Here is a 26,975-nt window from a genome sequence, read left to right on the forward strand (position 1 = left end):
AATATTTGTCTTATTTTCCTGATTAGTGGTCTTTAATAATTCTAAATACCAAATTCCAATCAGTATTTCAAAATTGCCCTTCCAGATTTACCAAAAGCAAGAATGGTATGCAGGGTCATGCGCAAGGATGCCGCAGTGCTGGTTGAAACAGGGGAATATATGCTTTTAGATAGATTTATGGGCTTCCGATGTCAGATGTAGCCTAGATAAGCGATAGCGTCATCTGGGTTTCGAAAGATAGACTACAACAGATAAGTGAAGAATTAAGTATGTGGCAAAATCATGCGTTAGATGGCGCAAGCTTATCTAAGCTACGAATGCGGGTTACCGCGTTTTTTTATTCTATTTACATTCGAGTGGTCTTTTTCGTAGCTTAGAGACTTTATTCTTATCCTCGAATTTTAGTTACAGGCTACGAGTTCATTTATTTTGCTCAGCCAAAATAAACGAACCAAACAAAAAGCTGCCCTAAAAGCACCCTGCGGGTTCATTGCGTTTCTCAGAAAGAATGGGGATAAAGGGAACTCGCTTCGCTCAAACAACCTTCATCCTAATCCACTCTTTCCTGCGATACTCATTGCTTTTAAAGGGGAAATTATCACCCCCCACCTTTCAGGCACTTTTTTAATTCTAGCGGTGTTTATCAAATCCCATTCAAACAAGCCGAGCCACGCAGAAAATTGATGATTAAGATTTTAGTTGTTTGAGTGACGTCAGGAGCGAGTTCTAAAATCTCGTCAATTTTTGAGTAGCGAGGGAACCGCTTGAGGCTTGTTTGTCGGGCGGCATTTTTTATTCGACTTCGTCTCACCCTAAAGGGCCAGCTAAAGCTGTTGTCTCGCAATTTGTATAGGTCAAGTACATAGGTAACACTTTAGTCCAGATACATAGGTTACACTTTTATTGATAAATAACAGCCTGATCCTACAGCCTTATCTCTGATATCCAATTTTCCTAGCTGATAAAAGTAAAAATAAATTGCATATATTCCATCATCTACTTCTTCTAAACCAACCTGTTCACCTTCAAGTAAATGAGTGACATATAGCCGATTATTTTTCCAATGAATAGTCCCATTTTTCTGGACAGTTCTAACTTCATAATAAGGTGGATACTCTGGCGCACTTATTGTTTCTGGAAACGGTTGTCTTGAGCTCTGATAACACTCTTTAGGTGTTTTAAAGTCTAGCGATTCATGGGGACGCTCTTCATTAAAAGCTTGTTTAAATATATCAAATCGTTCTTGCTGCAACTTAAATGAATGCTCTGGTGGATGGGTTGCATAGCGTTTTAATGTTCGATGCATACGCTCATGTTTACCATTTTGCTGAGGCTTTCCTGGCTCTATTCGTTCAGGATGTATTCCAAGTTTTATCCACCAAGCTGATAACCTAGAAATACCTCCCACAGCTTTTGATGAAAATGGCACGCCATTATCGCTTCGGATACGTTCAGGCAATCCATATTTTCTGAATAAATACTCAAAAGACTTTATCGTAGTGCGCGTTCCAACGGTGTTTTGAGATTCACACCCCAGTAAGTAACGACTAAAATCATCCATTAGCGTTAGTGGATAGCACCACTGCCCATCGAGTAATTTAAACTGACCTTTAAAATCTACCGACCATAATTCATTGGGGCTCGTAGAGCGTTTAAGCGGTTTTGTATAACGATCGTACCGTCTTCGACGCCTTTGTGGGTGTACTAAACCTTCTGTATGTAGAATATTATAAATGCTTGATTTTGATGGCGGTTGTTCATTCGGATAGAGCGTTTTAAGTCTTGCCTGAATTTTTTTAGCACCTGGAGTAATAACTGACTGCATACGTAACTCTATGATTTTTTTGCGAATTGCCAATGGAATACTAGCGGGATGACTTATTGGTTTACGGCTTTTCTCATAGAGTCCGTTTACTCCTTGTTCCTGATAGCGTTTTATCCACTTGTACCCTGTTTTTCGGCTAATTGAATATCGCTGACAGAGTTGAGTAATTGATAGTGATTTTTCTCGAAGCCAGTCACTAATAAAAAGCACTTTTTGATCCATAGGTAACAACTCTTTCCAAGGCATAGGCACCTCCAGTTTTGATGCCTATAGTTTAAGAAACTGTTACCTATGTACTTGGACTAATGTGTTACCTATGTTTATAACTCATACAGGCGGCATTTTTTGGGATACGTTTTTGTTGCTGTAGACAAAAAGGTATCTCGCAGCTTTAGCTGTGAAACATATTAAAATTGTCACCCCCTACTTATAGAGGTTTTTTCATTTTTTTGATTAGGCAAAAAATGAATGTGTTTACAATTATAAATAAGGTTACAAAATTTTTTGGGAGAGACCGTTGTGCCACTAAAATCAAAACCCTTTTTCTGTATAGTAAGATATTAAATGCCCAACTATTCTAATCATCCAGCTACAGCGCCACAAATACGCATAAATTGAGCTAATCCGTATAGTAAGATATTATTTGCGTCTGTATAATAAGCTGTTATGCATATGAATAAATTGACATTATTTAAACAAATAATATTTTGGTTAGAATCTATTGCAACATTGATGATTCTTTGTTTTGGAATATTCCTTACAATTATGTTGTTAGCAGGTGGGAGCAATTTTCTTGAATCAATCACGGCTTTGTTTAGCTTTACATGGTATTTAATTAAAGTGGCAATCCAGTCTTTTTCAAAAGTTCCAATTGTAGCAATCAGTTCATTATCAGGTTATTTATTATATTTAGGTTCTTTATTTTACTTTGCCCAATCTGAGAAAGAGCGGAAAATGTTAAAATTCATAATTCCGTCTTCATTTGTTGCGATTTTATTATGTGCAATAGGTATTGCTGGTGCTGTTATGTCTGGCTTGGCTAATCAAGGTGCTGGGCATTGAAAATATTGCATAACAAGGCAATTAAAATCGCACAACAAAAAGACGTTGTGCTGGACTCGCAAGCTCGCCTTTTATTGCGGCGTTAGGTGTGCTAGCCGCACCGCTTAAAACAAATTCTGTAACTACTACCAGACTGAAGTAATCCGAAGTTATAATTTCATTTGCAGTTTTAATGAAATAAATCCAGAAAAAATACCTATGCTTGCTGCACTAACTAGCAATGTGAAAGTATCAATAGAAGGTGTTAAGTGTGAGGCAAAAAAAGAAATCAACCCTAAGAAATAACACATTAAATTGTTAAAAATAGGTAAGCTTCTTAGTGATATGACTACCATACCAACTGTAAACACCATAACCGGTAACGCGAAACTTCCTAGTGTTGGGGTAATGGCGTAAATACCTAAGCCAGCCAACATTCCAAATACTATACCTAGAATAATACACCCCAGATTAATTAGCGCGGTATTCAAGTTTCCGATTTTTGTGAAAAATGCTACCCAACCTATGAACATTGCCCATACGGGTAAATTTAGCAACAAACATGATCCAGCTGCAATAGCCGCTGTTAATGCCGCTATTGCAGTAAAAGCAAGTTGTCCTTTAATTGATGATTTTTGAATTAATGCGTTTTTTTCAGTCATGGAAAATGTCTCTTTTTATAAATGTCATAGTTTCAGCTTTTATAATCATTAAAATTATAAAAAATGCTTAAATCATGCCGCCATTGGCTCGAATAGTTTGACCATTTATCCAAGCACCTTTTTGACCTGCTAAAAATGACACTGTATTCGCAATATCATTTGGTGTTGCAAGACGTTCAAGTGGATTCATTTTAGATAACTGTTCTATCAGTTCATCAGATTTTCCATTAAGAAAAAGATCTGTCGCAGTGGGTCCTGGCGCTACAGCATTTACCGTAATTGATCTGCCGCGCATTTCTTTTGATAGAATTGCGGTCATAGTTTCAACAGCCGATTTTGTAGCTGCATATATCGCATAGTTTGGAAGATTTAAGCTAGTTACGGAAGTTGATAAGTTGATGATTCGTCCACCATTTTCAAATCGTTTTGAAGCTTCACGCATAGTGTTGAAAGTGCCTTTTAAGTTGACCGCTATAGTTCTATCAAATAACTCATCGTCAGAGTCACCTAAAGGTGCGAGCATCATAATACCAGCAGAATTTACCAGTACATTAGGAATACCAACGACATTGATCGTTTTATCGAATAGCTTTGTAACCTCTGTCGGGTTTGAAACATCAGCTTTAATGGCATGGGCTCTACCGCCAGAAGTTTCTATATCGAAGACGACTTGATCTGCGGCCTCTCTATCTCCAATGTAATTAATTATTACCGCAAATCCATCTTGAGATAGTTGTTTAGCAATAGCAGCCCCGATACCTCTTGATGCTCCAGTGACTATGGCGATTGATTCAGCTTGTTTAGACATGATGTACTCCAACGTTAAATAGTGTATTAATTTGTATGACCATGTAATTCTATGGTGCTTCTACAAATCATTGAATACACATTACTGCTAGATTTTTGCCTATTCCTGCAAAAAAATAGTATGTTATTTTATGATAATGAATTTTACCTGTAATATTTAAGTCCAATTCTATTAGGTTTATAGAGGTATTAGATGAATTCTAAGTTGGAAACAATTGCTATTATTATTAACGAATACTCTAAGGACGAAGGTCTTAATCACACTGCCATTCAGGGCGTTCACTGCTTTAAAATGTCTCAAGAAAATAATAAATTACCTGTTATTTATAGGCCTTCAATTTATGTCGTTGCTCAGGGAATAAAGAAAGTAATGTTAAGAGATGAAGTCTTTCAATACTCTAAAGGGAATTTTTTAGCTGTATCGGTTGACTTACCAATCATAGGTGAAGTTATAGAAGCAACTATTGATAATCCTTACCTATGCGTTCAAATCGATATTGACGCTAAAAAAATTAGTGAACTAGCTATCAAATTGAAGTTATGTAAATCATCAAGTACCGTGGCTCATACAGGTCTATTTGTTGGTGATACGAACGATAATTTATTAGATGCAATTGCTAGATTATTAAAGTTATTAGAAAACCCAAAAAATATTCCTCATTTAGCACCTTTGGTTATGGAGGAATTTTACTACTATCTTTTGACTAGCCCTCATGGTTCTCAAATAATTGATGCATCAATGGTAACTAACAATGTTCAACGGATTTCTAAGGTTATCGACACGATCAAGTCTGATTTATCAAAGACAATTTTGGTAGATGATTTGGCCGCTATTGCGAATATGAGTCCTTCAAGTTTTCATAACCAATTTAAAAAAGTAACCACGTTAAGTCCGATCCAATATGTAAAACGCCTCCGTTTAACACAAGCTCGTCAGATTATGTTATCTGACAATATGGATGCTAATACTACCGCTAGAATAGTTGGTTATGAAAGCGCTTCTCATTTCAGTAGAGACTATTCAAAACTGTTTGGGGCGCCGCCTAAAAGAGATATTGCGAAACTAAAACTAAATGAAGACCAATTACATTTTCTTTAAAAATATACCTGAAACAGAATAGCCAATAGTGGTGCAAACAACGCAAATCACAAGTATTTTGGTGCATTCGCTTTTCTGAATATCTCAATACTACACATTTATATGTTTCGCCAGAATCTCACTTTATGCGGCACTCCACGTTTATTGTTAAATTCGTTAAATTTTTAAAACAGCGCCACGTTTAAATTTTCTCTATTCTGGAAAGAGTTTATTAGTTTCACATTTAAAATACATTCGGTTACAAATGGTGTTGTTTCAAACTGTCGTTAGGTTAATTAATTCTTTGCTTAGTAACTTCTGTTAATATTTATTTTTAATGAAAATTAACTTATCACCTAACAAGTTACATCAGCGGAAAAAAGACTAGCTACCGCTCGCATTTTTCCACTGTACAAGGTGTTATGACAACATAAAGAGGGAAACATGGATACAAAAAAACATATGAAGGAAGTTCACGATACATATATGAATTACTATGTACCAGGCTTCTCAAATAACGATATGGCGATGATAGACAGAATAGTTAAATATCCAATTGCTCATATACAAAACGGTTCTGTATCTATGCATGATAGATATCCAATTGACCCGCAACAGCTGAAGGTAAAGAAGGGTTGGGATCACACAAGTGATTGGGAATTCAAGGTTACAGCAGCTAACGAAAAACAAGCACATGCAGTTGCATCATCTATTCGTCGAAAAAAAGATGGCTCGATCATCGAATACGTCGATGCATTTTATGCCTTCACAAAAACAAACGAAGGATGGAAAATGTTTGCTATATCAGATGTTACATTTTAACCATACAAGTTGCTTAATCGGAAAAACTACTCGCTCGCGCTTGTATTTTTCCGCTGAGCAAGGCATTAAATTACCTAATCGAGAATGGAGTCTGGACGTAATATGAATGGAAAAATTAGTCAGTGGAAAGACGATAAAGGTTTTGGTTTTATTACATCAGAAGATGGTCAAAAAGTTTTTTTCCATATTTCTAGTCTTACTACGAAAGGTAGAAGACCAGAAATTGGAGACACAGTTGTATTTACTTCAAAAACTGATAACCAAAATAGATTAAAGGCATCTAGCGTTGCAATTAATAGCTTAACGAAAGCAAATAAATATCAAGAGCATAATCAAGTTGAACCTAAAACCAAAAACAGTTTTGATTACATATTAATTTTAACGCTAATAACTTCATTGTTATTTACTGCGTATACATATTTCAAATCAAATAGCGTTGAAAGTTCTATCATATTTGGTATTCCAGCTGTTATTGCTCTTATTCTGCTAGGTCGCGAAAAGAAGCCTAAGAACAGTTCATTTAACTGTACTAAATGTAAAAAAATTGAACGCTACGATACGAGAACGATTAGTGCTTGGAATAGAGGTTTTACGCATTTGTATTGTAATGCTTGCCACGTACAATGGTTAAGAAATAACCCTAGACAAGAAAAAAATCATTCTTCAAATAAAAGTGGAGGTTGCTTGGGGGCATTTACTTTGATTGTTGGCACTTCTTTATTTGGTGGCTACTCAGTCTTGAATTGGATCGTGCAAACGCTCATTTAACAAGGCCATTAATAAACGCACAACAAAAACACGTTGTGCTGGACTCGCAAGCTCGCCTTTTATCGAGGCGTACAACAACTTAAATATACGTAAACCCAATTATCGTTAGAGGACATTTCCTAAGCATGAAGAAACTAAAGAATGAGAAGGAATTAGTAAAAAAAGCAATCGCTGAAGGAATGAAATATGCGGAAAAAAGAGACATTGTTGAATTTAAACCCACAGATTCGGCGGCATTAAAAATCGAATTTATCTATCACCTGTTGGTATTTGACAAAGTAATACAACCTCTCCCTCAAGATCAGATATCTCAGGTAACAATGAAGCACAGATTAGCCATATGGGCATCAAAGCTAAAGTAGAAAAATTGCTTCATCGTAAACGATACGTTCGCGCTCGCACTTTGTTACTGAGCAGACGCTACGTATATGACGATAGTTAAATAAATGTCACTAGATTTTCACATAGGAAATAACCGAAAAGAAGCCACTTATCAAAGAGCAGATGCATCTTTTGATTTGCAGTCTCATATTTTACTTTTCGAGCACTTTGGTTTACCCGAAGGAAAATTTACTCTATTCAAAAGACTAGAAGATTATTACAAGGATACTAAGTTTAGTGCTGAAGAACTAGAGACTCTGATCGGTGAAACACACCAAATAAAAACGCTAATTTCTAAAAATACAGAATTAACTCAGCAACTAAAGCAGTTGTTAGTTGTTTTCGAAAAGGCATTTAACGAACAAAAAAGCATCTGGGTGTTTTGTGACTAACAGATAAAACGGGCGTTTTAAAAGCATAAAAAAGTGCCTGTAAGTACGGGGGTGCCTTTTTTATTTTTTAATGAGGAATAGAGCTATTGCGTGGTTACAGTTACCGTCACAATATCTTGATAGACACCTGCTTGAGGGTTTGGATTAAAATACGCAACAGCCTGAAAGTTGATTGTTGATAAACTGCTATTACATGGCAAGGTTAATTTATTGGTACGAAGAGGATTGCCACTCATGCCCTCACCTTTCCACAATAAGCGAAAATGCGTTAAACGTTCATTGCTTACGGTATGGCGTAATCTAAAATTATTTTTTGCAGAAAACGCTATATCACAATCTCCGGGGTGATTAGATTCTAGACCCAGGGTTCCTAAAGAGAGTCTTGGTCCTGACGTTGAGCTTCCTGTCGGCTGAATTTCATCGGCAGTAAAATATTTTGATGCACCCGCAGCTGATCCTATGAAATTCAAATATTCATCTACGCTGGTACTAATATTGATTTCGGCCGAATCCTGTGCCGCTTTTAATGAAAAGGCAGAGGATAATAATAGTAATGAGACTGATAATATAAGGGATCGTTTTTTCATTGTTTTTGGTTATCATAAACTTTGGCTAGGGTTTATTTTTATACGTTTAGCTAACCGTTATGACTAATTTTACAGGGGTTTTGGTTACTCTATATGAATGTATGCTGTAACACGAATTGGGCTGATTAAAGGTAGTTAGCGTGTGTAAAACTGAAGATACGCTTTAAGCAAGCTTTGGGAGAGTAGTAAGAAGAGTAGTAAGATATGCATCTCTGTGTTTATCAGTATCTGTATGGATCTTTTATGATATTGGAACACTGTGTGAGATTATGAAAAGCTATGTGAAATTATGGAAAGCTTTAAAATATTATTATTAATAGCGGGGAGTATTTCTATACTCTTCGGCTACTTACGTTTTCTACCTGATGAAGAAGGTAACATCGATTTAAATAATTATAGATTCACTGGTGGATTAGGTCTTGTAATTAGAGGTACTTACAAAGGTACTCATGATTTATTGTTAGGAAAAATATCTTCAAATGCGATTTCTGCATTGGCTTTATATGTCGGTATCATACTTTTTATTATTGGTTTTAAAATTTAAGAGTGCCATCTTTTATTCGCATATAATGACCAAAAAAATCTTGAACAAAGAGAGGTTAAGCTAACTACCTTTGTTGCAAGTCTTTACGTAACTAAGTGAATAATATTTATGCTAGAACAAAGATGGAAAGCCTGTATTACCGCAATCTTATTAATTTGCCCCTATGCTATTTTGATTATGATTGTTTATGGCGTGGAAACCGGTTTTTCTTCGGATGCAGATAACCCTTTTCTTAATTTTATCTTTGTCGTGTTTAAATGGATCGTGGCCATTCTTATCGGTCTAACCATCTATCTATTCATATCCTTATTAGGTTGGCTTTTTATCGGCATGCCAATAAGTAAAATAATAGAAAAAAGTCAAAAACCCAACATTCTAATGTACTTAGGCGTTTCAATATTTGTGTGCCTAATTGTTGGGTTATTCGTTGCTATGCCTAATGCTTCGTTCTCTAATGATGTACGTAATACCGCATTTTTCGGTTTACCTATCATTTTGCAATCAGTCGCTTACAAGTTTTATTTAAATAAAATAATGTCACATGAACAATAAAAACATCCCCTTTCAAAACATTGACTGGAAAAGCCTTCCCCGGACAGAACACGCTGGAACGACAGGAGTTGCATATTGGCAGACTATGCAATTTGACGGTTTAAGAGTTAGATATGTAGAGTACTCAGAAAACTATGTTGCTGACCATTGGTGTGAAAAAGGACATATCGTTTATTGCTTAAAAGGTGAAGTCATTAACGAATTAAAAGATGGTACTAAATCGGTGCTAACAGAGGGTATGTCTTATATTGTTTCTGATGGACTAAGTTCGCATCGGTCAATCACGAAAAAAGGCGTTCATCTTTTAATTATTGATGGTGACTTTCTAAAATTAAAAGAATAACAGGTGTTAATATACCCTTTTAAAATCAGTACACAGCAGTTATGGATGACCTACACCGTTCTTTGTTAAACACCTATACGGCTCAACCGTTAGACCGTTCCGCACATGGGCGCAAAGACCCCGAGTGGCTGGCGGCTCAATTAGCCGACACCCGATCTGAATACCTGATTTTAAATGGTCATAGCATTGTGACCGTTAACCGCGTTCCGCTGATTCTTTCTTATGATCAGTTTTATGCTTTAAATTCCGCGATGACTCCTTTGCTACTAGGCATTAAAAAGACGGATGGCACACCTGTGTATTTAGTGAATACCAATGTCGCCGAAGAGGATTTAAGCACCCTCTTCCACGCTATTATTGATCGCCTTGATAACGTCAAAACGATTACTCCTGAGAGTTTTGAGAGACTCTCTCTTAGAACGATTACTAGAGAGATTGATCCTGAACTGGCATCGGTTTACTCCTATGCAACTCTGTTAAACCATTGGCACATTACGACCCGTTTTTGTACGCGTTGTGGCTCTGCCCTTGAGATTAAAGAAGGTGGAAGCGTGCAGCAATGCACCAATGAGGAATGTTCGCATATCGAATACCCTCGCATTAATCCTGCGGTGATTATGCGCGTGACCAAGGACGATAAAATATTATTGTCGCGTCAGGAAAACTGGCCGGAAAATATGTATTCTGTTTTAGCAGGGTTCGTCGAGGTGGGCGAAACGCTGGAACAAGCGGTCGAACGTGAGGTGTTGGAGGAAGTGAATATTCCCGTTGAAAACATCAATTATCATTCTTCACAACCCTGGCCCTTCCCTAACTCCATGATGCTGGGTTATACCGCCGAAGCGTGTTCATTCGAATTTGAATTGGAACAGGATGATATTGAACATGCGATGTGGTTAACCGCAGATGAAATGAAACAAAAAATGATTGAAGGTTCGTTATACCCATCCACCGAATTTTCGATATCTCACAGCCTGATCAATGATTGGTTTCAGGCGCAAACGGGTATAACGATTAAAGCATTTAGATCAACGATAGCAGTATAATATCTAACTGCAATCAGTCTGCACTTGTGATAACAAAGTAACGATAAAAAGTGCCTATAAGTGGGGGGGTGGCTTATTGTAAATACGGCTTTTTCTTATTTGCTTCTTTGAGTTAAATTCACACCCCCCTACTTTGAGGCATTTTTTACAAAAGAGCTGGACGCGTTAATCAATTAGAACTTTTGAATATGGAAATACTACTATCAAAATCCGCATAGCCACACTTGATGACCTTGTCGATATACAAGATTGCGCTCGTCAGGCATACACAAAATACATTGAAAGAATCGGTAAAGAACCTGCACCTATGATAGCTGATTTCGCCCGTCAAATTGAGCTTGGGCATGTCAGTGTTGCATATAACGAATCATCTTTTTCTGGGTACGTAGTGTTTTATAAAAAAGAAAACCACCTGCACCTGGAAAATGTAGCAGTCCTACCTTCTCAATCAGGAAAAGGTATAGGAAAAAGACTGATCAAACACGTCGAGCTTACCGCTCTTAACCATAATATAAAAGCCGTTGAACTCTACACAAACGAAGCAATGACGGAAAACTTATCGATGTATCCTAAGCTCGGCTATATAGAGTTCGAACGAAAATTTGAAGATGGCTTTTACAGGGCCTTTTTTCGTAAAGATATCAAATAATATTTCACCAGCTGATTGAATCAGATAACTTTAAACCAGCCCTGCTTTCACCATTCGACCTAAATCACAACCTGCAAGAATATGTAAGTGATAATGCAAGACTTCCTGATGGGCGTTTGCACCGATATTAGATAGCACTCTGTAACCGTCTTCTTGTAACTTCATTTGAGTGGCGACTGTTTGCACGGCCTGATAGAAACCTGAAATTTCTTCAGCTGGTGCGGTTGATGAAAAATCGTCAAACGAGATATATTCACCTTTTGGGATTACCAACACATGCACCGGTGCTTGCGGTGAAATATCATTAAACGCGAGTGCGTAATCGTCTTCGTATACCTTGTCGCAAGGTATTTCACCACGAAGGATTTTTGCGAATATATTTTCTGTGTCGTAACTCATTTTGATCTCCAATTTACATCTTTAAAGACGGGGTTTAAATGTTGCTTTCAATACTGTTTTCAATAAAAGCACTTCGTGGATTCTAGTCTGTTGGCTCGCTCTGTGTCTCGTCATTTTTTTCATAAAATTGTGGCCAACGCTTCATAACCACGTCGCCATCTGCTGCCATTGCCAAACACGTGCCGATAATTGCAGGCTTGCCACGATTAGGTTTCTTCCTGGCTTTCTCTTCTATCTCTGCGTACATCGTTTGATACGCGGTGGTCGCAATGGGTCGTAACAGGTCCATTAAATGGGTGCAGCTGATGTCTGTTCCGATGCGTTGTTTTGCTTCTCTTACCCAACCCGAGCCAATTCTTAAACCGACCAACGCTTTCATCGCAGAGGTTGCTTTGGGGCATACATTAAAAGGGGTCGCATCAGAAGCGGCATAGACGTCTTGAATTTCAAACCTTAAATCTAATGTGACTCGTAAATAGATATCATGAACGGGTTCACCTGCTTTGATTAAACCGCCTCGGTGTTCTTCATCATAACTGCAATCGAATGTACGAATATCCACAAGCCGAGCTTCGATATCGTATAAGCCATCCGCACGTTTAAAGCCTTCACAATGGATATTTCGATCGTGTAATTTTTTACGTTCTACGGGATTAGGTAATGGCATGTTCTCCCTCGATGCTTATCAGATTATTTGTTTGTTATTAGGTTATGTTTTTTAAAGATATATTCATTAAAGATTTGTTTTTAATACGTTTTTATGATTTATATGTTCTGGCATTCAACGGTTTAAGACCTTAAACGTACCGAGCTAAACCAACATTTGAATTCGGTTTACGCCCTAATTGATCGGAGATAAAGCGCCCTGCTTCGAGTAATTTATCCAGATCAACACCGGTTTCAATCCCCATACCGTTGAGCATATAGATCACGTCTTCGGTGGCGACATTGCCAGTAGCACCTTTTGCATACGGACAACCACCCAAACCTGATACCGAGCTATCGATGGTCGAGACGCCAAGCTGAAGCACCGCAAACAGGTTTGCCAAAGCCTGACCATAAGTATCGTGAAAATGTGCTGCCAGTTGTGGCATCGGTATATGCTTAGCGACCGTTTCAATCATCTGCTTAGCTTTTATCGGTGTGCCTGTGCCAATAGTGTCGCCCAGTGAAATTTCATAACAACCCAGATCACTTAAACGTTTGGATACTTCCGCAACCTTTTCTGATGCGATTTCACCTTCATAAGGACAACCTAAAGTACAAGAAACATAGCCACGTACTTTGAGGTCATTTTCTAGTGCTTTTTCAATGACTTCGGTATAACGGTTAATGCTTTCTTCAATGCTACAGTTGATATTTTTCTGCGTGAAAGATTCAGATGCAGCAGCGAATACGGCAATTTCTTTAACGCCAGATTCAAGTGCGCTTTCTAAACCTCTGATATTAGGAACAAGTCCCGGATAATTTACATTGGCTTTTTGTTTGATGCCTTTGAAGACGTCAACACTGCCAGCCATTTGCGGCACCCATTTCGGCGAAACAAAACTCGCAGCTTCAACCACGGGTAAACCGGCATCGGCTAATTTTTCGATGAGGCTGATTTTAACGTCGACAGAAACGGGCGTTGATTCGTTTTGCAAACCATCACGCGCACCGACTTCGACAATTTTTACTTTGCTAGGTAGTGACATTATTTTTACCTTATCGATACCTTGTTAATCTGCGGCCTTATCATCAAGGCTCAATAGCTCATCGCCGTCTTCGACCTGATCACCCACACCGAAGTAGATCTCTTTTACTGTTCCGTCTTTGGGTGCAAGAATGCTGTGTTCCATCTTCATCGCTTCAACGACTACCAGAGAATCACCTTCTTTGACTTCATCACCAACTTTTACTTCAACGGCGACAACAGCACCTGGCATTGGTGCGACTAAACCACCTGCCTGACCTTCATTCTCCATCGCATCCATACGCGGATCATGCACAGTAATAATCCATACACGACCTTCAAATAATATGCTAATTTGTTGATTTTTCTTGACAAATACAGCACTCAGTTTACGGCCATCGATTTCAGCGGTTAACAGATTGTCATTTTGCATCGTACCTGAAATCATTACATGTTGACCGCCCTGATCTTGGTCAGCATTTAATTCGAGCTCGTAACCCTGCCCACGATAATGCGCGATAATTCGAGATGGGTTTCCATTAAACTCTAAATCGACTGAATTAAAGTTATCTTGATTAAGTTGCCAGCCATCACCGATCCCCCAAGGAGAAAAAGGATCAGCAGTGGCTGACTGAACAACTTTGGCTTTAGCCTTGGTTTGCAATAATTCATACAAACAGGTTAGCGCCATTACCTCGCTTGGAGGTGAATTCTTTTTAGCGTCTTTATCGTTAAATAAATCCGCTTCGTTCTTTTCTATAAAGCCTGTATCCAGATCTGCCTTGGCAAAAGCAGGCGCTGAAAACAGTTTTGAAAGAAACTCTAAATTGGTACTTAAACCGAGTATTTGATAATCCAGTAATGCGGATTTCATTTGGCGTAAGGCACTGTCTCGGTCTTTGTCCCAAACGATTAGCTTGGCAATCATCGGATCATAGTAAACGCTGACTTCATCACCTTGTTGTACACCCGTGTCTACGCGTATATGTGCGTTAGCATCGGGTGTTTTTAAGTATTCCAATGTGCCTGTCGCAGGTAAGAAATCATTCTCTGGTGATTCTGCATAGATACGTGCTTCGAACGCATGGCCATTAATTTTCAATTCTGCCTGAGTTAACGGAAGCGGCTCGCCGGATGCGACCAGGAACTGCCATTCAACTAAATCCTGACCTGAAATCATTTCGCTGATTGGGTGTTCTACTTGCAGACGGGTATTCATTTCCATGAAGAAGAAACTGCCGTCCGTATCGAGCAAGAACTCAACCGTCCCTGCACCGACATAGTTTATTGCTTTGGCAGAATCAATTGCAGCTTTACCCATCGCTGCACGTAACTCTTCTGTCATTCCCGGTGCGGGTGCTTCTTCGATGACTTTTTGATGGCGTCGTTGAATCGAGCAATCACGTTCGAACACATGCACTGCATTACCGTGGGTATCGGCGAATATCTGTAATTCCACATGACGTGGTGCAGTTAGATAGCGTTCGATTAATACCTTGTCATCACCAAAAGACGCTTTCGATTCGCGCTTACAGGAAGTCAAAGCCGCTTCAAACTCATCACTGCTTGTAACGACACGCATGCCTTTACCACCGCCACCTGCGGTTGCTTTGATGAGCTGTGGAAAACCTACACCATCTGATTCTTTTTTCAGTGTTTCCAGACTTTGATCATCGCCATGGTAACCGGGTACTAATGGCACACCCGCTTCTGTCATGACTATTTTGGCTTCACTTTTGGAACCCATAGAAATAATCGCAGATTCAGGTGGGCCGATAAATACGATTCCCGCATCTTTGCAGGCTTTGGAGAAGCTTGCATTTTCAGACATAAAGCCATAACCGGGATGCACAGCCTGAGCACCTGATTTTTTTGCAACTTCAAGAATCTTATCTGCCTGTAAATAACTATCAACTGCTGGTGCTGGACCAATTAGATAGGCTTCATCACACGCTTTAACGTGCATCGCATTAGCATCAGCCTCGGAGTATACGGCGACTGTAGCGATTCCCATTCTTCGTGCAGTACGGGCAATTCGACAAGCGATCTCACCACGATTGGCTATTAATATTTTATCAAACATAAGTTTCTAGTCTTTTATCCAGTTAGGCGATCTTTTCTCAAGAAATGCGTTTAGTCCTTCCTTACCCTCTTCCGAAGCTCGTGCCTTGGTAATTCGTTCTGCAGTGTCTTCTATTAGCTCATCGGTTGTTGGTCGTGAAGTAACGGCAAATATTAAGTCTTTTGCTGCAGTTAAAGCACACCCCCCACCTTTGAGCAGGTTTTTTGTGATGTCTTCGATTGCAGTATCGAGTTCACTCTCTTCTACTACGTCATGTAAAAGATTCACGCGTAGTGCTTCTTCTGCATTAAAGCGTTCTGCGGTTAAAAAATATCTGCGTGATGGGCGCTCACCCATGGCTCTAACTACATAGGGTGAAATTACCGCAGGCATTAAACCCAGACGAACCTCAGATAAACAAAATAGCGCTTTAGTCGAGCCTATCGCGATATCACAACACGCGACTAATCCAACACCGCCACCAAAAGCAGCACCTTGTACTCTGGCAATGGTTGGGATATTTAATGTATTCAGTTTTTTCATTAAAGCGGCTAATTCCATCGCATCCGCTTTATTCTCAGCTTCGGTGTAATCCGCCATACGGCGCATCCAACGTAAATCTGCCCCTGCTGAGAAACTCTTTCCTTCAGATTGTAAAATCAGTACACGCGCTTCAGAATCATTTTCGACGCTGTCTAGCGCTTCGATGAGTTCTGCAATCAACACATCATCAAACGCATTGTGAATTTCAGAACGATTGATGCTTAAGGTAACAACACCTCGAGCATCTTTATTTAGTGTAAGTGAGCTATTAGACATTTTTCCATTACATCCTGAAAGGTGATTACATTCGGAAAATACCGAACTCGGTCTTTTCTATAGGCTTGTTTAAAGAAGCTGATATTGCCAAGCCAAGCACTTTTCGGGTGTCGACCGGATCGATAATACCGTCGTCCCAAAGTCTGGCGCTGGCGTAATATGGATGACCTTGCGTTTCATACTGCTCACGCACTGGCTTCATAAATGCCTCTTCCTCTTCTTCTGACCATTGTTTCCCTCGTTTTTCTAATGAATCTCTAGTCACTTGTCCCAGAACACTCGCCGCTTGTTCGCCACCCATGACTGAGATACGTGCATTTGGCCACATCCAGAGGAATCTACCGCCGTAAGCACGACCACACATCGCATAGTTACCGGCACCAAAACTACCGCCCACAACCACTGTGAACTTGGGTACTTTGGCACAGGCAACGGCAGTTACCATTTTTGCGCCGTCTTTGGCGATGCCACCCTCTTCGTATTTTTTACCTACCATGAATCCAGTGATATTTTGAAGGAAAACAAGAGGTATTCCGCGTTTGGAACATAATTCAATAAAGTGAGCACCTTTGAGTGCAGACTCAGAAAATAGAATGCCGTTATTCGCCACAATACCCACTGGGTAGCCATGAATATGTGCAAAACCACAAATCAATGTTGTTCCATAGAGACGTTTGAATTCATCAAACTCACTGCCATCCACCAGCCTCGCAATGACTTCACGAATATCGTAAGGCTTGCGCAAATCGTTGGGGACAATTCCATATAGTTCATCAATCGGATACAAAGGATCGACTGATTTTTTGATCACAACATCTGGATCTTTCTTCCGATTCAGGGTGCTGACCACTTCGCGAGCCATTCCCAGTGCATGGGAATCGTTCATTGCGTAGTGGTCTGTAACACCCGAAGTTCTCGAATGCACATCAGCACCGCCTAAATCTTCCGCGCTTACAACCTCTCCCGTCGCAGCTTTGACCAGGGGTGGGCCACCTAAAAAGATGGTTCCCTGATTTTTTACAATAATACTTTGATCAGACATCGCTGGTACATAAGCACCACCTGCTGTACACGATCCCATTACCACAGCAATTTGTGGAATTCCCTGAGCTGACATATTGCTCTGATTGAAAAAGATGCGACCGAAGTGTTCCCTGTCAGCAAATACATCATCCTGACTGGGTAAATGCGCACCACCAGAATCGACAAGGTAGATACAGGGTAAATTATTTTCCAGAGCGATAGCTTGTGCACGAAGATGCTTTTTAACCGTAATCGGATAATAGGTTCCACCTTTTACCGTTGCATCATTTGCGACGATCATACATTCCTGACCACTTACGCGACCGATGCCTGCAACAACGCCGCCTGCTGAAATGGTATCTTTCCCGTACATACCATAGCCTGCGAATTGTGAAATTTCGAGGAATGGTGATCCAACATCGAGCAGTACACGAATGCGTTCACGAGGAAGTAATTTGCCGCGGCTCAAGTGCTTTTCACGCGCACTCTCACTGCCACCCAAAGAAATCTGGGCGACTTTCTCACGCAAGTCTGCAACGACTTCTTGCATCAACTTATGATTGTGTTGAAAGCCTTCAGATCGTGAATTTATTTTACTTTTAATAACACCCATGTAATTTATGGAACTCCTGTTACTTTCTATTATTCTGCTGTTATCTGTCGTGCAATAACAATGCGCTGAATGTCGCTAGTACCTTCGTAGATTTGAGCAACACGAACATCTCTGAAGATACGCTCCACCGGAAAATCTTTGAGGTAGCCGTATCCACCATGAATTTGAATGGCATCAGAACATATTTTTTCTGCCACTTCTGAGGCAAAAAGCTTCGCCATACAGGCTTCTTTCAAACAAGGTAGATTGGCATCTCTCAGTTCAGCAGCATTCATCACCATTAAGTGTGCCGCTTCTAATTGAGTTGCCATGTCAGCCAAGCGGAAACTAATAGCTTGATGTTCCTGAATAAGTTTTCCAAAACTTTCTCGTTCTTTTGCATACTGTAATGAAGCCTCGTAAGCTGCTCGAGCCATACCAACACATTGTGCGGCAATACCGATTCGACCACTTTCCAGATTACTTAATGCAATTTTGTAGCCTTCACCTTCTTGACCAATTAAGTGGTCAGCAGGAATACGGCAATCATCAAAAAAGATTTGTGCGGTGTCAGAAGCATGCTGTCCCATTTTTTCTTCCAGGGATGCTACTTTGTATCCAGGATTATCAGTAGGTACTGCAAAAGCACTGATTCCGCGTTTGCCTGCTTCAGGATCTGTTACCGCAAAGACAATAGCCACATCAGCATATTTACCCGATGTGATGAATTGTTTGGTTCCAGAAATCACGTAGCTGTCACCATCCTTTACTGCTTTGGTTTTTAAAGCTGAAGCATCAGAACCTGCTTGAGGTTCAGTCAAACAAAAACAGCCTAACTTCTCACCTGACGCCAATGGTTTTAGATAGGTTTCTTTTAGGAAATCACTACCAAACTTAAGTAAAGGACCACAGACTACCGAGTTGTTAACACTCAATATGGTTGAGCATGCACCGTCACCCGCTGCAATCTCTTCAATAGCTAAAGCGAACGAGACGTAATCAATATCTGAACCGCCCCACTCTTCGGGCATTGTCATACCATAAAGGCCTAACTCACCCATTTCTTTAAGTTCTTGTGCCGGAAAATGACTGGTTTTATCCCACTCTTCAGCATTCGGCAGAAGTCGTGACTGAGCATAGTCTCTAGCCATGTCACGAATCATTTTTTGTTCTTGAGACAGAATCATGACTTAAATTAACTCCACTGCCATTGCCGTCGCTTCTCCACCACCGATACACAGAGACGCCATGCCTTTTTTAAGACCTTCTCTCTGTAACGCTGAAATTAAAGTAACCAGAATGCGGGCACCAGAAGCTCCAATAGGATGACCTAACGCGCAAGCACCACCGTGTATATTTACTTTTTCTGGAGACAGATCAAGGTCATGCATTGCCGCCATAGTAACTACGGCAAAGGCTTCATTCACCTCATAGAGGTCAACATCAGTTGATGACCAACCGACTTTTTCTAATAATATTTTCATCGCATCAACAGGGGCTGTTGAGAACCAGGCTGGCTCCTGTGCGAAAGTACTGTGACCGCGAATAATTGCAAGAGGCTTGAGACCTCGCTTTTCAGCCTCGCTTTGCTTCATCATGGTTAACGCTGCTGCACCATCAGAAATAGAGCTTGAGTTAGCGGCGGTTACTGTTCCATCTTTTCTGAAAGCTGGACGTAATGTTGGAATTTTTTCGAAATTGGCATTGAATGGTTGTTCATCAGAATCAACAACCGTCTCACCTTTTCTGGATTTGATAGTGACTGGTGCAATTTCAGCCTTAAAAGCACCAGAGGTAGTTGCCTCCTGAGCGCGCTTCAAAGAAGTGATTGCAAAGTCGTCTTGAGACTCTCTGGTGAATTCGTACTTGTCTGCACAATCTTCGGCAAAGGTTCCCATCAAACGACCTTTATCGTAAGCATCTTCCAATCCATCGAGGAACATGTGGTCTATAGCCTGGGCATGTCCCATACGCATTCCGCTGCGCGCTTTTGGTAATAAGTATGGCGCATTTGACATGCTTTCCATGCCGCCTGCGACCATTATGTCGTTGGTACCTGCTGCTATTAAATCATGCGCTAACATCGACGCTTTCATTCCAGAGCCACACATTTTATTGACGGTGGTACAACCTGCAGCTAATGGTAGACCTGCGCCTAAACTTGCCTGGCGAGCTGGTGCTTGACCTAGCCCTGCGGGGAGTACACAACCCATAACTACTTCTTGTACGTCTTCTGCGCTGATTCCTGCTCTTTCAACTGCTGCTTTTATTGCAGTTGCGCCAAGCTCAGTTGCTGGCACATCAGATAATGAACCTTGAAAACCGCCCATTGGGGTGCGGGCTATACCTACGATGACTACTGGGTCATTCATCGCTAATCTCCAAATAATTTATGAGTAAAGTTAAACAAGCTTACTAAATCTGTTTAACGTAAATCGAATAAAATTGTTACTTACAATTAAACTTAATGTATAAAATAATAATTACAAAACAGACACTTAAGCTGTTTCGTTAAATAATTCTCTACCTATTAACATACGGCGAATCTCAGACGTGCCTGCACCTATTTCATAGAGCTTTGCATCACGCAACAAACGACCTGTTGGGTATTCATTGGTATATCCGTTTCCACCGAGTGTTTGAATCGCTTCAAGCGCCATCCAGGTCGCCTTTTCCGCCGCATATAGAATTGCGCCTGCTGCATCTTTTCTAGAGGTTTCACCACGGTCACAGGCTTTACCGACCGCATATACATACGCTTTGGTTGCATTCATGGTGGTGTACATATCGGCCATTTTGCCTTGCATCAGTTCGAATTCACCGATGGCACGACCAAATTGTTTACGCTCGTGTATATAAGGAACAACCACATCCATACAGGCCTGCATGATTCCAGTTGGTCCAGCTGACAACACAGCGCGCTCATAATCTAAACCACTCATGAGAACATTAACGCCTTTACCAAGTTCGCCAAGGATATTTTCTTCAGGGACTTCTACATCCTCAAACACTAATTCTCCCGTGTTTGAACCACGCATGCCTAATTTATCCAGCTTTTGCGCAGTCTTCACGCCAAATTCTTTTTCTACTAGAAAGGCAGTAATTCCTTTGGGACCACCTTTCGGATCTGTTTTTGCATAGACCACGATCACATCCGCATCGGGACCATTTGTAATCCACATTTTTGTGCCATTCAGCAGGTATCGGTCGCCTTTCTTTTCAGCTTTTAACTGCATGCTGACAACATCTGATCCGGCATTTGGCTCTGACATAGCCAACGCACCAATATATTCGCCACTGATCAACTTGGGTAGATACTTCTTCTTTTGCTCTTCTGAACCATTTCGGTTGATTTGATTCACGCAAAGATTGGAATGTGCGCCGTAACTCAAGCCAATTGAGGCTGATGCCCTGCTGATTTCTTCCATCGCGATGATATGCGCCAAATAACCCATATCACTTCCACCGTATTCTTCAGGAACAGTGATGCCTAATAGGCCCATCTCACCAAAAACTGGCCATAGCTGGTTGGGAAATTCATTAGAGACATCAATCTCTGCCGCCAGTGGAGCAACCTCTTTTGCCGCAAAATCACGCACAACATCACGTAACATATCTGCAGTATCACCAAGGTCAAAATTAAGTGTTGGGTAATGAATCATCTCGCATCCTTAAAAATAGAATAAAGTTTGGTCTTGTTATTTATATGTGAAAGGCAAGATATATTACGTTTACGTAAACGTCAACTAGAAAAGCACAGACATTCACGATAAATTTTAATGGTAAACCGTCTAAATCATTTGATAAAAACGGCTGTAAGTAGGGGGGTGTGTTAATTTAAGAACAATTAACAACTAGATAGAGCTGAAATTTAAAGACAGGAAGATTACTCTAAATTTTCTCTTTTTCAGAAGCTTCGATCTCATCTAGAGACTTACGCACCTTTTGGTACACTCTTTCGATCTCTTCTAACGCTAAATCCACATCCTGTCTTTGAACTTGTAGTTTCTTTCTTCTTGCATCCATCTTTTCCAGAAGCAGCAATATCTGCCCTTTTTCACCAGACTTAGTTTCATACAAATCAAAAATATCTTTAATTTCAGACAAGGTGCAGCCTAATCTTTTACCACGCAGCAGCAGTCTTAATCTAACTCTGTCACGCTCTAGATAGATGCGTTTATTGCCTTCCCTTTTGGGGCTTAATAAATCAGACTCTTCATAAAGCCGCAAAGCTCGTGGTGTTACATCAAATTCTTTGGACAAATCAGATATGGTATAAGTCTTGAAATCGGGCTCCTTACTCATCTATCTTCCTATTTAGTTTTATAGTTGGCTTGTGCGATTAACCGCACTATTTTTACGCTGCGTATACTGCTCTATTGCCTGCAATATTCACAACCCTTTGTTCGCATCAATTTCGCATCAATGTTTTCAGTTAATTATTCTATACTTTATCTATGCACGTTATCTATGCACGTTATCTATGCAACAATTAAATAAAGAAAAGCCAAAGCCATCATCTTTATTGCTGGATAAAATTATTAGCAATCATACTGTTATATGAGAATCTTTCAAACTACTCCTACTACAATTAGTAGAACATAAAAATTAGATTGAAATATGTTGACGTTTACGTAAACGTAATATAACTTAAGTCACCTATTTGAGCAAATCCATTACAAAACAGATTTAAGGCTCACCTTAAGACCCGCAATTTTTTCAGGATGAATTCATGACTAAAACCAACAAAAGCAATACGTTAGCTAAAACTATGCCAGCAGACAAAGTGCGTTTTGTTACAGCCGCTAGTTTATTTGATGGTCATGATGCTGCGATAAATATTATGCGTCGCATCCTTCAATCTACCGGCGCAGAAGTTATTCATTTAGGTCACAATCGCTCTGTTGCCGAGATTGTTGATGCTGCGATCCAAGAAGATGTCCAGGGTATTGCAATCAGTTCTTATCAAGGTGGTCACGTTGAATACCTTAAATACATGGTCGACATGCTTAAGGAAAAAGATGCTGCTGATATACGTATCTTTGCAGGTGGCGGTGGCGTTATTGTTCCGGAAGAAATCAAAGAACTGGAGAAACACGGTGTAACTAAAATCTATTCTCCTGAAGATGGTCAGAAAATGGGACTACAAGGAATGATTAGCGACATGATAGAGCGCAGTTCATTCGACCCGGGAGAATTATCACCGAAAAAAATCGGACCATTATTAGAGGGAGATTGGCGCGCCCTTTCCCGAGTGATTACGACACTTGAAAACAACACCATAGAAGATAGTTTTAAAGCTGAAATACTTGAAACAGCAGAGAATTTAGATAAACCTGTTCCTGCACTGGGTATTACCGGAACAGGTGGTTCAGGTAAGTCATCACTCACCGATGAAATCATCAGACGTTTCCGCCTTGGTCAGAAAGACAATTTGAAAATTGCGATTATCGCAGTTGATCCTACCCGCCGTAAGACGGGGGGTGCCTTATTGGGCGACCGTATCCGTATGAATGCGATTGAACACCCAAACATCTTTATGCGTTCTATTGCGACCAGAGACTCTATCGGTGAAATACCTGATGTGGTTGGCGACATTGTTGCCGCATGCAAAATTTCCGGTTTCGATCTGGTTATAGTAGAAACACCCGGCATTGGCCAGGGTGATGCTGCAATCGTACCGCTTGTAGATGCCTCTTTATATGTTATGACGCCTGAATTTGGCGCGCAAAGTCAGTTAGAAAAAATCGACATGCTGGATTTTGCAGACCTCGTTGCAATTAACAAGTTTGACCGTAAAGGCGCAGAAGATGCCTACCGTGATGTGTGCAAACAGGTTCAGCGTAACCAAGAAGCATTCATGCAACCACCAGAAGAAATGCCAGTGTTTGGCACGATCGCCGCACGTTTTAATGATGATGGTGTTACTGCGCTTTATCATGGATTACTGGATAAATTACAAGAGCTTGGGCTCCCTGTTGAAGAAGATGTCTTACCTAAATCAGACATAAGAAAATCCTCTGGAAACTCAGTCATCGTTCCACCTGAAAGAACAAGATACCTCGCAGAAATCGCAGAAACCGTTAGAGACTACAAAAAGACAGTGCGCATACAAGCGAGAATTGCGCGTGAGCGACAACAGCTGATTGAATCTAAGAGAATGCTGAGAGAAGCAAAAGCGGATTCTAAAAATCTAGATAGTTTAATTACAAAACGCGAAGAAGCTTTAGACCCTAAAGCAAAGAAACTATTAGAGCTCTGGCCGGAAACTAAAGAGAAATATGCAGCTGAAGAATATGTCGTAAAAATTAGAGACCGTGAAATTCGCACCGCCCTAACCTACACGACACTCTCGGGAACTGTAATACCCAAAGTCTCACTCCCACAGTATGAAGACCATGGTGAGATTCTAAAATGGCTATTGCTGGATAATCTTCCAGGTGAGTTTCCTTATACCGCTGGCGTTTTTCCTTTTAAACGCGAAGGCGAAGATCCAACAAGAATGTTTGCGGGTGAAGGCGACGCCTTTAGAACTAACAATCGCTTTAAGAGGCTTTCGGAACACTCTGATGCAAAAAGACTTTCTACTGCATTCGATTCCGTTACCTTATATGGTCAAGATCCGGATGAGCGTCCTGATATTTACGGAAAAGTAGGTAACTCAGGCGTATCGATTGCCACACTTGATGACATGAAAGCGTTGTATGATGGATTTGATTTATGTAATCCAACAACCTCAGTTTCAATGACCATCAATGGCCCTGCCCCAATGATATTGGCCATGTTTTTGAATACTGCAATAGATCAACAAATTGCAAAATTTGAAAAAGAAAATAAACGCCAACCGACAGAAGAAGAGTTTCAGGAAATTCGCTCCTGGGCACTAGAAAATGTTCGAGGAACGGTTCAGGCAGATATCCTTAAAGAAGATCAAGGTCAAAACACCTGTATATTCTCTACTGAATTTGCACTGAAAATGATGGGAGATATTCAAGAATACTTCGTTCATAACCGTGTTCGTAATTTCTACTCTGTTTCAATTTCTGGCTACCATATCGCAGAAGCCGGAGCTAACCCGATATCACAATTAGCGTTCACGCTTTCTAATGGCTTCACTTATGTAGAAACCTATTTAGCTAGAGGCATGGAAATAGATGATTTCGCTGGAAATCTATCCTTCTTCTTCAGTAATGGTATGGACCCGGAATATACCGTAATGGGACGCGTAGCCCGTCGTATCTGGTCTACAGCTATGCGTTTCAAATATGGCGCAAATGAGAAGAGCCAAAAACTCAAATACCATATTCAAACTTCTGGACGTTCTCTGCATGCGCAAGAAATGGACTTCAATGATATCCGTACTACTTTGCAGGCATTGATCGCTATTTACGATAACTGTAACAGCTTACACACCAATGCCTACGATGAAGCGATTACGACACCTACAGAAGAATCAGTAAGACGTGCATTAGCGATCCAACTCATTATCAATAACGAATGGGGACTGGCCAAGAATGAAAATCCTAACCAAGGGGCATTTATTCTAGAAGAGCTAACTGAACTTGTTGAAGAGGCCGTGCTTTCTGAATTTGAAAGAATCTCAGAACGTGGTGGCGTATTAGGTGCAATGGAAACAGGCTATCAACGTGGAAAGATTCAGGACGAGTCACTGTCTTATGAACATAAGAAACACGATGGCAGTCTCCCTATTATTGGCGTGAATACTTTCTTGAACCCTAAAGGTAATAAAGAATTCACGATTGAATTGGCACGTTCTACTGACGATGAGAAAGACAGCCAAATCAAACGATTACGCAGCTTTAATAAGTTACACAGCGAACATTCCAAAGAAGCACTTGAAAGAGTCAAAAATGCGGCAATCAACGACGGCAATATTTTTGCTGAACTTGTGGAAGCTGCAAGACATTGTTCTCTGGGCGAACTATCCAATGCCTTATTTGAAGTTGGCGGACAATATCGAAGAAACATGTAACTACAACTGATTTAGTTTTTTTACTTATTTTATAAACACTTTCCAAAGGATCAAAAAATTAAGATGCAAATAAAAACAGTTGGCGTTGTTGGCGCTGGAACAATGGGAAATGGAATTGCACAGGTATTTGCTGCTTCAGGTTTTGATGTCATCCTACAAGATATCAGTGAAGAACAATTAGAAAAAGGTGTTGCAACGATTGCTAATAGCCTTGATCGTCTTATCAAAAAAGAAAAAATTACCGATGAAGACAAGCAAACTACCCTAAGTAAAATAACTACAACTGTTTCATTAGAGAGTTTTTCTGATACCGATTTAATCGTTGAAGCTGCAAGTGAAAACCTTGCAATCAAATCAGAGATTTTTCAAAAGCTTGATGCGATCTGTAAAGCTGATGCGATCCTGGCAACCAATACGTCATCAATCTCGCTGACTCGAATCGCCAGAGAAACAAAACGCCCTGAGAAAGTAATTGGCATGCATTTCATGAACCCAGTGCCTGTGATGAAACTGGTAGAAATTATTCGTGCCCTACAAACCGATGATGCTACCTATGCATCTATTGAAGAACTGTCTAAGCAAATCGGCAAAGTACCCGTTGAATGTAACGACAGCCCTGGTTTTGTTTCAAATAGAATTCTGATGCCAATGATCAATGAGGCAATCTACACATACTACGAAGGTGTCGCCAAGCCAGAAGCAATCGATGAAATCATGATGTTAGGCATGGCTCACCCAATGGGACCTCTCGCCTTAGCAGACTTAATTGGGCTTGATACCTGCCTTTCAATCATGAAAGTTTTACACGAAGGTTTGGGTGATTCCAAGTATCGTCCCTGCCCGTTATTAACCAGAATGGTTGATGCAGGCTATCTTGGAAGAAAAACCGGCCAAGGCTTTTACGAATATTAATACTGT

27 protein-coding genes are annotated in these 26,975 nt (G+C 40.2%); 13 read left to right on the plus strand and 14 right to left on the minus strand.

The window, feature by feature from the left end; genetic code table 11:
• Positions 1 to 892 precede the first annotated feature (892 nt).
• Entirely contained in the window at positions 893 to 2,071 is a 1,179-nt protein-coding gene (locus EV695_RS10135) for a DDE-type integrase/transposase/recombinase (protein ID WP_131905803.1), read from the minus strand.
• A 426-nt stretch (positions 2,072 to 2,497) separates the two neighbouring features.
• Here EV695_RS10135 and EV695_RS10140 point away from each other — a divergent pair, with 426 nt between their 5' ends.
• Positions 2,498 to 2,887, plus strand: a complete 390-nt coding sequence (locus tag EV695_RS10140; protein WP_131905804.1) for a hypothetical protein — start codon at positions 2,498 to 2,500, stop codon at positions 2,885 to 2,887.
• Positions 2,888 to 3,036: 149 nt separating this feature from the next.
• On the opposite strand, the gene EV695_RS10145 is transcribed toward EV695_RS10140, so the two are convergent.
• Positions 3,037 to 3,528, minus strand: a complete 492-nt coding sequence (locus EV695_RS10145; protein WP_131905805.1) for a DUF1097 domain-containing protein — start codon at positions 3,526 to 3,528, stop codon at positions 3,037 to 3,039.
• A 67-nt stretch (positions 3,529 to 3,595) separates the two neighbouring features.
• Entirely contained in the window at positions 3,596 to 4,336 is a 741-nt protein-coding gene (locus EV695_RS10150; RefSeq protein WP_131905806.1) for an SDR family oxidoreductase, read from the minus strand.
• A 192-nt stretch (positions 4,337 to 4,528) separates the two neighbouring features.
• Between EV695_RS10150 and EV695_RS10155 the strand changes: the two genes are divergently transcribed.
• From EV695_RS10155 to EV695_RS10175, 5 genes are all read left to right on the plus strand, one after another.
• Positions 4,529 to 5,434 carry an AraC family transcriptional regulator gene (locus EV695_RS10155; RefSeq protein WP_131905807.1) on the plus strand — a complete coding sequence of 302 codons (906 nt, stop codon included), beginning with the start codon at positions 4,529 to 4,531 and terminating at the stop codon, positions 5,432 to 5,434.
• A 465-nt stretch (positions 5,435 to 5,899) separates the two neighbouring features.
• Positions 5,900 to 6,235 carry a hypothetical protein gene (locus EV695_RS10160; protein ID WP_131905808.1) on the plus strand — a complete coding sequence of 112 codons (336 nt, stop codon included), beginning with the start codon at positions 5,900 to 5,902 and terminating at the stop codon, positions 6,233 to 6,235.
• Between the two features lie 102 nt (positions 6,236 to 6,337).
• Entirely contained in the window at positions 6,338 to 7,003 is a 666-nt protein-coding gene (locus EV695_RS10165; protein ID WP_165874677.1) for a cold shock domain-containing protein, read from the plus strand.
• Between the two features lie 125 nt (positions 7,004 to 7,128).
• A complete protein-coding gene (locus EV695_RS10170; RefSeq protein WP_131905810.1) occupies positions 7,129 to 7,365 on the plus strand; it encodes a DUF5062 family protein in 237 nt (78 codons plus the stop codon).
• A gap of 84 nt (positions 7,366 to 7,449) precedes the next feature.
• On the plus strand, positions 7,450 to 7,776 hold the full coding sequence (locus EV695_RS10175) for a hypothetical protein (protein ID WP_131905811.1): 327 nt from the start codon (positions 7,450 to 7,452) through the stop codon (positions 7,774 to 7,776).
• An 83-nt stretch (positions 7,777 to 7,859) separates the two neighbouring features.
• On the opposite strand, the gene EV695_RS10180 is transcribed toward EV695_RS10175, so the two are convergent.
• Positions 7,860 to 8,363, minus strand: a complete 504-nt coding sequence (locus EV695_RS10180) for a hypothetical protein (protein WP_131905812.1) — start codon at positions 8,361 to 8,363, stop codon at positions 7,860 to 7,862.
• A gap of 289 nt (positions 8,364 to 8,652) precedes the next feature.
• On the opposite strand from EV695_RS10180, the gene EV695_RS10185 reads away from it, so the two are divergent.
• From EV695_RS10185 to EV695_RS10205, 5 genes are all read left to right on the plus strand, one after another.
• Positions 8,653 to 8,907, plus strand: coding sequence for a MetJ regulator of methionine regulon (locus EV695_RS10185; protein ID WP_131905813.1), 255 nt, complete (start codon positions 8,653 to 8,655; stop codon positions 8,905 to 8,907).
• Between the two features lie 108 nt (positions 8,908 to 9,015).
• Positions 9,016 to 9,459 carry a hypothetical protein gene (locus EV695_RS10190; RefSeq protein WP_131905814.1) on the plus strand — a complete coding sequence of 148 codons (444 nt, stop codon included), beginning with the start codon at positions 9,016 to 9,018 and terminating at the stop codon, positions 9,457 to 9,459.
• The gene (locus tag EV695_RS10195; RefSeq protein WP_131905815.1) at positions 9,449 to 9,802 is read left to right on the plus strand and encodes a DHCW motif cupin fold protein; all 354 of its coding nucleotides are present in this window, start codon (positions 9,449 to 9,451) and stop codon (positions 9,800 to 9,802) included. The genes EV695_RS10190 and EV695_RS10195 overlap by 11 nt, the downstream gene beginning before the upstream one ends.
• 41 nt (positions 9,803 to 9,843) lie before the next feature.
• The gene (nudC, locus tag EV695_RS10200; protein WP_131905816.1) at positions 9,844 to 10,848 is read left to right on the plus strand and encodes an NAD(+) diphosphatase; all 1,005 of its coding nucleotides are present in this window, start codon (positions 9,844 to 9,846) and stop codon (positions 10,846 to 10,848) included.
• A gap of 307 nt (positions 10,849 to 11,155) precedes the next feature.
• Positions 11,156 to 11,497 (plus strand): GNAT family N-acetyltransferase, encoded by a 342-nt coding sequence (locus tag EV695_RS10205; protein ID WP_207907041.1) that lies wholly within the window; start codon positions 11,156 to 11,158, stop codon positions 11,495 to 11,497.
• A 30-nt stretch (positions 11,498 to 11,527) separates the two neighbouring features.
• Here EV695_RS10205 and EV695_RS10210 read toward each other — a convergent pair whose 3' ends face one another.
• From EV695_RS10210 to EV695_RS10255, 10 genes are all read right to left on the minus strand, one after another.
• A complete protein-coding gene (locus EV695_RS10210) occupies positions 11,528 to 11,896 on the minus strand; it encodes a histidine triad nucleotide-binding protein (protein ID WP_131905818.1) in 369 nt (122 codons plus the stop codon).
• An 82-nt stretch (positions 11,897 to 11,978) separates the two neighbouring features.
• Positions 11,979 to 12,563: a DUF2889 domain-containing protein gene (locus tag EV695_RS10215; RefSeq protein ID WP_131905819.1), complete on the minus strand. Its 585-nt coding sequence runs from the start codon at positions 12,561 to 12,563 to the stop codon at positions 11,979 to 11,981.
• Between the two features lie 130 nt (positions 12,564 to 12,693).
• Complete coding sequence (locus EV695_RS10220) at positions 12,694 to 13,590, minus strand: hydroxymethylglutaryl-CoA lyase (RefSeq protein WP_131905820.1); 897 nt, start codon at positions 13,588 to 13,590, stop codon at positions 12,694 to 12,696.
• 24 nt (positions 13,591 to 13,614) lie between these two features.
• The gene (locus EV695_RS10225) at positions 13,615 to 15,651 is read right to left on the minus strand and encodes an acetyl/propionyl/methylcrotonyl-CoA carboxylase subunit alpha (RefSeq protein ID WP_131905821.1); all 2,037 of its coding nucleotides are present in this window, start codon (positions 15,649 to 15,651) and stop codon (positions 13,615 to 13,617) included.
• 6 nt (positions 15,652 to 15,657) lie between these two features.
• Positions 15,658 to 16,449, minus strand: coding sequence for an enoyl-CoA hydratase/isomerase family protein (locus EV695_RS10230; protein ID WP_131905822.1), 792 nt, complete (start codon positions 16,447 to 16,449; stop codon positions 15,658 to 15,660).
• Positions 16,450 to 16,474: 25 nt separating this feature from the next.
• Complete coding sequence (locus EV695_RS10235; RefSeq protein WP_131905823.1) at positions 16,475 to 18,085, minus strand: carboxyl transferase domain-containing protein; 1,611 nt, start codon at positions 18,083 to 18,085, stop codon at positions 16,475 to 16,477.
• Positions 18,086 to 18,114: 29 nt separating this feature from the next.
• The gene (locus tag EV695_RS10240) at positions 18,115 to 19,251 is read right to left on the minus strand and encodes an acyl-CoA dehydrogenase family protein (protein WP_131905824.1); all 1,137 of its coding nucleotides are present in this window, start codon (positions 19,249 to 19,251) and stop codon (positions 18,115 to 18,117) included.
• A gap of 3 nt (positions 19,252 to 19,254) precedes the next feature.
• Positions 19,255 to 20,436: an acetyl-CoA C-acetyltransferase gene (locus EV695_RS10245; protein WP_131905825.1), complete on the minus strand. Its 1,182-nt coding sequence runs from the start codon at positions 20,434 to 20,436 to the stop codon at positions 19,255 to 19,257.
• Between the two features lie 126 nt (positions 20,437 to 20,562).
• Positions 20,563 to 21,726 (minus strand): isovaleryl-CoA dehydrogenase, encoded by a 1,164-nt coding sequence (locus EV695_RS10250; RefSeq protein ID WP_131905826.1) that lies wholly within the window; start codon positions 21,724 to 21,726, stop codon positions 20,563 to 20,565.
• Between the two features lie 229 nt (positions 21,727 to 21,955).
• Positions 21,956 to 22,369 (minus strand): MerR family transcriptional regulator, encoded by a 414-nt coding sequence (locus EV695_RS10255; RefSeq protein WP_131905827.1) that lies wholly within the window; start codon positions 22,367 to 22,369, stop codon positions 21,956 to 21,958.
• Between the two features lie 427 nt (positions 22,370 to 22,796).
• Here EV695_RS10255 and icmF point away from each other — a divergent pair, with 427 nt between their 5' ends.
• A complete protein-coding gene (gene icmF, locus EV695_RS10260) occupies positions 22,797 to 26,057 on the plus strand; it encodes a fused isobutyryl-CoA mutase/GTPase IcmF (RefSeq protein ID WP_131905828.1) in 3,261 nt (1,086 codons plus the stop codon).
• Positions 26,058 to 26,120: 63 nt separating this feature from the next.
• Positions 26,121 to 26,969, plus strand: a complete 849-nt coding sequence (locus EV695_RS10265) for a 3-hydroxybutyryl-CoA dehydrogenase (RefSeq protein WP_131905829.1) — start codon at positions 26,121 to 26,123, stop codon at positions 26,967 to 26,969.
• Positions 26,970 to 26,975 lie beyond the last annotated feature (6 nt).

This window comes from Cocleimonas flava (assembly GCF_004339015.1).
In the GTDB taxonomy this organism is placed as follows: domain Bacteria; phylum Pseudomonadota; class Gammaproteobacteria; order Thiotrichales; family Thiotrichaceae; genus Cocleimonas; species Cocleimonas flava.

What these genes read in the sequence shown, in the direction of transcription:
- EV695_RS10135 (WP_131905803.1), bottom strand. Translation starts at nt 2,071, where the DNA reads ATGCCTTGGAAAGAGTTGTTACCTATGGATCAAAAAGTGCTTTTTATT.
- EV695_RS10140 (WP_131905804.1), top strand. Translation starts at nt 2,498, where the DNA reads ATGAATAAATTGACATTATTTAAACAAATAATATTTTGGTTAGAATCT.
- EV695_RS10145 (WP_131905805.1), bottom strand. Translation starts at nt 3,528, where the DNA reads ATGACTGAAAAAAACGCATTAATTCAAAAATCATCAATTAAAGGACAA.
- EV695_RS10150 (WP_131905806.1), bottom strand. Translation starts at nt 4,336, where the DNA reads ATGTCTAAACAAGCTGAATCAATCGCCATAGTCACTGGAGCATCAAGA.
- EV695_RS10155 (WP_131905807.1), top strand. Translation starts at nt 4,529, where the DNA reads ATGAATTCTAAGTTGGAAACAATTGCTATTATTATTAACGAATACTCT.
- EV695_RS10160 (WP_131905808.1), top strand. Translation starts at nt 5,900, where the DNA reads ATGAATTACTATGTACCAGGCTTCTCAAATAACGATATGGCGATGATA.
- EV695_RS10165 (WP_165874677.1), top strand. Translation starts at nt 6,338, where the DNA reads ATGAATGGAAAAATTAGTCAGTGGAAAGACGATAAAGGTTTTGGTTTT.
- EV695_RS10170 (WP_131905810.1), top strand. Translation starts at nt 7,129, where the DNA reads ATGAAGAAACTAAAGAATGAGAAGGAATTAGTAAAAAAAGCAATCGCT.
- EV695_RS10175 (WP_131905811.1), top strand. Translation starts at nt 7,450, where the DNA reads ATGTCACTAGATTTTCACATAGGAAATAACCGAAAAGAAGCCACTTAT.
- EV695_RS10180 (WP_131905812.1), bottom strand. Translation starts at nt 8,363, where the DNA reads ATGAAAAAACGATCCCTTATATTATCAGTCTCATTACTATTATTATCC.
- EV695_RS10185 (WP_131905813.1), top strand. Translation starts at nt 8,653, where the DNA reads ATGGAAAGCTTTAAAATATTATTATTAATAGCGGGGAGTATTTCTATA.
- EV695_RS10190 (WP_131905814.1), top strand. Translation starts at nt 9,016, where the DNA reads ATGCTAGAACAAAGATGGAAAGCCTGTATTACCGCAATCTTATTAATT.
- EV695_RS10195 (WP_131905815.1), top strand. Translation starts at nt 9,449, where the DNA reads ATGAACAATAAAAACATCCCCTTTCAAAACATTGACTGGAAAAGCCTT.
- nudC (WP_131905816.1), top strand. Translation starts at nt 9,844, where the DNA reads ATGGATGACCTACACCGTTCTTTGTTAAACACCTATACGGCTCAACCG.
- EV695_RS10205 (WP_207907041.1), top strand. Translation starts at nt 11,156, where the DNA reads ATGATAGCTGATTTCGCCCGTCAAATTGAGCTTGGGCATGTCAGTGTT.
- EV695_RS10210 (WP_131905818.1), bottom strand. Translation starts at nt 11,896, where the DNA reads ATGAGTTACGACACAGAAAATATATTCGCAAAAATCCTTCGTGGTGAA.
- EV695_RS10215 (WP_131905819.1), bottom strand. Translation starts at nt 12,563, where the DNA reads ATGCCATTACCTAATCCCGTAGAACGTAAAAAATTACACGATCGAAAT.
- EV695_RS10220 (WP_131905820.1), bottom strand. Translation starts at nt 13,590, where the DNA reads ATGTCACTACCTAGCAAAGTAAAAATTGTCGAAGTCGGTGCGCGTGAT.
- EV695_RS10225 (WP_131905821.1), bottom strand. Translation starts at nt 15,651, where the DNA reads ATGTTTGATAAAATATTAATAGCCAATCGTGGTGAGATCGCTTGTCGA.
- EV695_RS10230 (WP_131905822.1), bottom strand. Translation starts at nt 16,449, where the DNA reads ATGTCTAATAGCTCACTTACACTAAATAAAGATGCTCGAGGTGTTGTT.
- EV695_RS10235 (WP_131905823.1), bottom strand. Translation starts at nt 18,085, where the DNA reads ATGGGTGTTATTAAAAGTAAAATAAATTCACGATCTGAAGGCTTTCAA.
- EV695_RS10240 (WP_131905824.1), bottom strand. Translation starts at nt 19,251, where the DNA reads ATGATTCTGTCTCAAGAACAAAAAATGATTCGTGACATGGCTAGAGAC.
- EV695_RS10245 (WP_131905825.1), bottom strand. Translation starts at nt 20,436, where the DNA reads ATGAATGACCCAGTAGTCATCGTAGGTATAGCCCGCACCCCAATGGGC.
- EV695_RS10250 (WP_131905826.1), bottom strand. Translation starts at nt 21,726, where the DNA reads ATGATTCATTACCCAACACTTAATTTTGACCTTGGTGATACTGCAGAT.
- EV695_RS10255 (WP_131905827.1), bottom strand. Translation starts at nt 22,369, where the DNA reads ATGAGTAAGGAGCCCGATTTCAAGACTTATACCATATCTGATTTGTCC.
- icmF (WP_131905828.1), top strand. Translation starts at nt 22,797, where the DNA reads ATGACTAAAACCAACAAAAGCAATACGTTAGCTAAAACTATGCCAGCA.
- EV695_RS10265 (WP_131905829.1), top strand. Translation starts at nt 26,121, where the DNA reads ATGCAAATAAAAACAGTTGGCGTTGTTGGCGCTGGAACAATGGGAAAT.